Genomic DNA, 4,103 nt, shown 5'->3' on the forward strand with positions numbered 1-4,103 from the left:
CAGGCCGCGCGAGCCGCCGGGTTGCCGCTGGTCATCCATACCCGCAGCGCATCGGCAGACACGCTGCGCATCCTGCGGGAGGAGGGGGGTGACCGCGTCGGCGGCGTCTTCCATTGCTTCACCGAGACGCTGGAGGTGGCGAAGGCGGCGCTGGATCTGGGCTTCTACGTGTCGTTCTCCGGCATCGTCACCTTCAAGAACGCGACGGATCTCCAGGCGGTGGCGCGGTTCGTGCCGCTGGAGCGTTGCCTGATCGAGACCGACAGCCCCTATCTGGCGCCCGTGCCGTTCCGGGGCAAGACGAACACACCCGCACTCGTGCCGCTTGTCGCTGCCAAACTGGCCGAACTCAAGGGCGTGGCCTTGGAGACGGTGGCCGAGACCACCACGGGCAATTTCGAAGCACTTTTCAAGACTTCAAGTAAAACTTGAGAAGAGTGTCCCAAATGCAAGCCAAACATAAGCTTGCAGCCCTCGTTTCGGATATCGCAATAATGAAGCTTTGCATCAAGTTTGCGCTCTATCTCGTTGTTTTGACTGCATGTCTTGGTGCCAGAGCCGGTAGCTACGACGACTTGTTCGTTGCCGTCATCCGCGACGACGTCGGCCGCCTGAAATCGCTGCTGGCTCAGGGCGTGGATCCCAACAGCCGTGATCCGAAGGGCTTGCCGGCGCTCGTGCTGGCGGTCAGGCGCGAGTCGCCGCGTGTGTTCCAGGCACTGCTCGCGCACCCGGACATCGACGTGAACGCGATGAACGGCGCCGGCGAGAGCGCGCTGATGCTCACGGCGATCGCCGGCGACCTGGAAGCCAGCCAGCGTCTGATCGAGCGTGGCGCCACGGTGCAGCACGGCGGCTGGTCGCCGATCCACTATGCCGCCAGCGGGCCGAGCACGGCACTCGTGCGCCTGCTGCTGGAGCGAGGCGCCAGCGTCGATGCGCTGGCCCCCAACGGCACCACACCGCTCATGCTGGCCGCTCAGAATGCCCCGGAGTCCACGGTGGAACTGCTGCTGCAACGAGGCGCCGATCCGCGGCGCCGCAACCAGCGGGGACTGCAGGCCATAGATTTCGCCGAACTGGGTGGCCGCGACTTCATCGTCGAACGTTTCGAGAAGTTGCCGCGCTGAGATCCCGGCAGCAGTTCACGCCGGAGTGGCCTTGTCAGGTTTTTTCCTACAGGGCGAATGGCGCTCCGACGACTTCCAGGGCCGATGACCGCGCCTAGAGTGCATTCATCCCAGTGCTCATGCCGGAGGTCCTCGATGCAGTCAGCACAGCCCGTTGCGAACCCGTTTGCGCTCCTGTTGAATCCTGCCGCCGTCGTCGCGGAGATGGAGCGTTCCGAACGCTTGAACCGGCTGAGCAGCCGGATCTGCCGGCCGCTGGACAAGCCCGGTCCGACGGACATGGCTGCGGCGGGCAGCGATGCGCCGGGAATCGACGATCTGGACGTGTCAGACCGCCTAGTCTGATGCGCTACGATGTATATTATGTCAACTAACGGATCTGTCGTTCGAGCCAGCCTGCGCAGCGCTCGAGCACGAGACGCCCGCCTGATGGCCGCCAGCCTGCTGCTCGTGGGCGGCACCCTGCTCAGTGTCATGCCGGCGCGAGCCATGGAGGTCTTCGCCGGCCTAGGCACGACGGGTCTGGAGGTCGGCATCGGCGACCGTATCGGCGGCGCGATGGGACTGCGCATGAGCGCCGAGTTCCTCGACCTCGCGCGCGACTTCGAGCGCAATGGCGCCACCTACGACACAAGGCTGAAGTTTTCCAGCCTCGGCGTCTATGGAGACTTCTTCCTCGCGGGCGGCTTCCGCGTGACCGCCGGCGCGCTGCTCGGCACCCGCAAGGCGTCGGGCGATGCCGTGGCGACGAACGGCACGATCACGATCAACGGCACGAGCTATCCGGCCGCTGGCGAAAACGTCGCCGCCGAAGCGAAGTTCCCTTCTGCAGCGCCCTACGTCGGCATCGGATGGGGGCACCACCAACCCGCCAGCGGCATGAATTTCTATGCCGACCTGGGTGTGGTGATCGGCAAGGCCGACGCGAAGCTCACACCCTCGGCCGGCATTCTGGCGGCCGCGGGCGCGGGCAACATCGCTGCCGAGCAGGCCAACCTTCAGGAGAGCGTCGACAAGCTCAAGGCCTATCCTGCGCTCAAGCTGGGCTTCAGCTACAAGTTCTGAGGCTCGCGCTGGACGCACAAAGAGAACAGGCCCCGAAGGGCCTGCTTTCACTGCATCTGGCGGAGTCGGAGGGATTCGAACCCTCGATGCAGGTTTTGCCCGCATACTCCCTTAGCAGGGGAGCACCTTCGGCCTCTCGGTCACGACTCCGGCGAAGTCTGGCATTCTAGCCGCGTTCGCGGCCTTTTCGCCCCGTCAGGCCGCAGCCTGATCGAGATCGAACGCCTTGTGCAGCGCGCGCACGGCGAGTTCCATGTACTTCTCGTCGATCACCACGCTGGTCTTGATCTCGCTGGTGGTGATCATCTGGATGTTGATGCCCTCCTCGCTGAGCGCGCGGAACATCTTGCTGGCCACGCCGACGTGCGAGCGCATGCCGATGCCGACGATGCTGACCTTGCAGATCTTGGTGTCGCCACTGACCTCGGCGGCACCGGTCTTGGGAACCACTGTGCTCTTGAGCAGGTCGAGCGTGCGCTGGTAGTCGTTGCGGTGCACCGTGAAGGAGAAGTCCGTCTTGCCGTCGTGGGAGACGTTCTGGATGATGACGTCGACATCGATGTTGGCGTCGGCCACCGGCCCGAGGATCGAGAAAGCGATGCCGGGCTTGTCGGGCACGCCCAGCAGGCTGATCTTGGCTTCGTCGCGGTTGAACGCGATGCCGGACACGACGGCTTGTTCCATCTTCTCGTCTTCCTCAAAGGTAATCAGCGTGCCCGAGCGGGCCTCTTCCTCGATCGCGATGTCCCACGGCGTGAAGCTCGACAGCACGCGCATCGGCACGCGGTACTTGCCGGCAAACTCCACCGAGCGGATCTGCAGCACCTTGGAGCCGAGGCTGGCCATCTCCAGCATTTCCTCGAAGCTGATGGTGTGCAGCCGGCGCGCCTCGGGGACGATGCGCGGGTCGGTGGTATAGACGCCGTCGACGTCGGTGTAGATCAGGCATTCGTCGGCCTTGAGCGCCGCCGCCACCGCCACCGCCGAGGTGTCGGAGCCGCCGCGGCCGAGCGTGGTGATGTTGCCCTGCTCGTCCACGCCCTGGAAGCCGGTGATGATGACCACCTTGCCGGCGGCGAGGTCGGCGCGCACGCGCTGGTCGTCGATGCTCTGGATGCGCGCCTTGGTGTAGGCGCTGTCGGTGGCGATGGGCACCTGCCAGCCGGTGTAGCTCACCGCCGGCATGCCTTCGGCCTGCAGGGCGATGGCCAGCAGGCCCACCGAGACCTGCTCGCCGGTCGAGGCGATCATGTCGAGCTCGCGCTGAAGTTCGGGCGAGGTCGTGGCCGGTGAGAGCTCCTTGGCCAGGCCGAGCAGGCGATTGGTCTCGCCGCTCATGGCCGAGGGCACGACCACCATCTGATGCCCAGCCCGCGCCCATTTGGCGACGCGCTTGGCAACGTTGCGGATGCGCTCGGTCGAGCCCATCGACGTGCCGCCGTACTTGTGAACGATGAGTGCCATGGAAAGATCGGGCCGCGGTGATTGCTCGAAGGGGGTCACGCCGCGCTCGTGAACCCGACATTCTATCCGCCCGACTTGCGCTCCCATGACAGGTGCACGAGGGCCTGGCCCGGCAGGCCGATGACGCGCGCGTCCAGCCCCAGGCCGGGCACGAACACCAGCTGCCCGCCGCTGTAGACCAGCGGCCCGTCGCGCTCCCAGGCCGGCACGGCCTGGGCCTGGAACTGCTTCTTCAGGCTGCGCGGCGGCCGGCCGAATCCGGCCTGGAACTGCTCGCCGCCGCTGCGTTCGCGCAGTTCGAGGTGCGCGAGCCAGGCCAGTGGCACACCGCACTCGCGCACCCTCTCCACGCGCAGGTTGCCGCCCCATCCGGGCAGCGGATGGCGACCGGCGCGCGTGATGCTCAGCGTGCTCATGCGCGATCCGGCGTTCGCCTCGACATTC

Annotated in this window: 6 protein-coding genes and 1 tRNA gene; 4 read left to right on the forward strand and 3 right to left on the reverse strand. The window is 65.9% G+C overall.

Annotated elements, in window-relative coordinates:
* The 4 genes from AB7U92_RS22995 to AB7U92_RS23010 form a co-directional block, all read left to right on the forward strand.
* Window positions 1-432: TatD family hydrolase (locus tag AB7U92_RS22995; protein ID WP_428582484.1), on the forward strand; the 432-nt coding region annotated here is incomplete at its 5' end.
* Window positions 433-446: 14 nt separating this feature from the next.
* A complete protein-coding gene (locus tag AB7U92_RS23000; protein ID WP_428582486.1) occupies window positions 447-1,130 on the forward strand; it encodes an ankyrin repeat domain-containing protein in 684 nt (227 codons plus the stop codon).
* A 135-nt stretch (window positions 1,131-1,265) separates the two neighbouring features.
* Complete coding sequence (locus AB7U92_RS23005; RefSeq protein WP_428582488.1) at window positions 1,266-1,475, forward strand: hypothetical protein; 210 nt, start codon at window positions 1,266-1,268, stop codon at window positions 1,473-1,475.
* 84 nt (window positions 1,476-1,559) lie between these two features.
* The gene (locus AB7U92_RS23010) at window positions 1,560-2,195 is read left to right on the forward strand and encodes a hypothetical protein (RefSeq protein ID WP_428582490.1); all 636 of its coding nucleotides are present in this window, start codon (window positions 1,560-1,562) and stop codon (window positions 2,193-2,195) included.
* Window positions 2,196-2,252: 57 nt separating this feature from the next.
* Here AB7U92_RS23010 and AB7U92_RS23015 read toward each other — a convergent pair.
* From AB7U92_RS23015 to tilS, 3 genes are all read right to left on the reverse strand, one after another.
* Window positions 2,253-2,345, reverse strand: a tRNA-Ser gene (locus tag AB7U92_RS23015).
* 45 nt (window positions 2,346-2,390) lie between these two features.
* Entirely contained in the window at window positions 2,391-3,659 is a 1,269-nt protein-coding gene (locus AB7U92_RS23020; RefSeq protein ID WP_428582492.1) for an aspartate kinase, read from the reverse strand.
* 62 nt (window positions 3,660-3,721) lie between these two features.
* On the reverse strand, window positions 3,722-4,103 hold a 382-nt coding region (tilS, locus tag AB7U92_RS23025; protein WP_428582494.1), incomplete at its 5' end, for a tRNA lysidine(34) synthetase TilS.

The sequence above is a fragment of the Piscinibacter sp. genome (genome assembly GCF_050175855.1).
In the GTDB taxonomy this organism is placed as follows: domain Bacteria; phylum Pseudomonadota; class Gammaproteobacteria; order Burkholderiales; family Burkholderiaceae_C; genus Piscinibacter.